Below are 1,342 nucleotides of genomic sequence, written 5' to 3'. Positions count from 1 at the left end.
GCTAAAACCAGCTAATAGTTTGTCAACATTTTTCTCTTAAATTATTTAAACCCATACCTTATACTAAAAAGTGGTCATGCTTAAGAAGCTTCCTTTTCAGAGATGGAAGTATTTTCATTTAGATGATAAGTATGGGATTTAATCTAAATCAAGGAAGAGTTGTTTCTTTATTAAGATTGCATAAATCCAGTGAAGGAGCTTGTTGATACAGGCTACAATGGCTACTCGGTATGGTTTTCCTTCTTCACGTTTTTTATCGTAGAATTCCCGCAGCTTTTTATTTCTTGAATTCTTCAGCCCGCATATGACGGCGAGATATAAGGTATGACGCAGTTGTTTAGAGCCTCGCTTGGTTATGCGGTTGGTTGTCGCTGTAAACTTTCCTGACGAATAAACACTGGGGTCGACTCCAGCGAAGGCTACTAATTTCTTAGCATGATTGAACCGATGGATTTCCCCGATCTCAGACAATATCGTTGCCGCGATCTTGCTTCCGATCCCAGGAATCGATTGGATAATCATAAACTCTTCTACTTCTTTAGCAAGAGCATCAATCTTTTTTTCAAGGTGGGATAGGTGCTCTTGGTATTGAAGAAGCAACTCGATGTATAGGTTAATGCTAATCAAATGGCTGCTATAGTTGGTTTCTTGAAAGGGATTATTTACGGCAGCTTTCATAATGAGTTTAGCTTTATCTATGGCCCAGTTATCTGATCGACTGGGGCAGAGACAAGCGATCCGATCCGCAAGCTTTGCTTCTCCCGAATTCAAAATGATCTTGGATGTCGGGAATTCTTTAAGCAACGACAAGGAAACTTTGGAGTACAAATCCCCGAAGATTCCTCTGTAATCGGGGAAGACTTGGTCTAATACAGCTTGAAAGTGTAGTTTAGCTTGGACATACATATGAGTGATCGATTCATGTTGACGCGTCAGGTGACGGAGATTGAGCAACTGAATTCCTCTTTGTTTATGAGTTTCAAATTCCTCTTTGTAGTAGAGCTCGCAAAGCTTAAACGCATCCACAGCGTCTGTTTTCACTTTTCGAAGGCTGGACTTCTTGGCTTGGTGAGAAATAAGGGGATTGACCACCAAAAATAAAGTATCCTGTGCCTCAAGAAATTGTATAACAGCCTGATGATAATGCCCCGTTGATTCTAAGATGACAGTAGGGGAGGAGCCAGCTTTGCTCCGAACATCGTGAATGATGTTTACTAGATCCTGAAGTCCTTCCTGAGTATGAAGGAACCGAAACGTTCTTCCATATGGCTGCCCTTTGTTTAAGAATGCTTGACCTTCACTTTGACCCTTAGAAATATCCAGACCTATTACTGGATTCATG

General features: G+C 40.9%; 1 protein-coding gene. It reads right to left on the bottom strand.

The features are described 5' to 3' along the window. Nucleotides 1-138: 138 nt before the first annotated feature. The gene (locus AC58QD_RS32485; protein ID WP_497339199.1) at nucleotides 139-1,341 is read right to left on the bottom strand and encodes an IS110 family RNA-guided transposase; all 1,203 of its coding nucleotides are present in this window, start codon (nucleotides 1,339-1,341) and stop codon (nucleotides 139-141) included. Nucleotide 1,342 lies beyond the last annotated feature (1 nt).

This window comes from Paenibacillus sp. J2R1T-4, assembly GCF_059692235.1.
The sequence above is the reverse complement of the archived record's forward strand: the minus strand, read 5'-3'. Positions and strand labels throughout refer to the sequence as shown.

Excerpts from the sequence above, each read along its gene's own strand:
- AC58QD_RS32485 (WP_497339199.1), bottom strand. The coding sequence starts at position 1,341 with ATGAATCCAGTAATAGGTCTGGATATTTCTAAGGGTCAAAGTGAAGGT.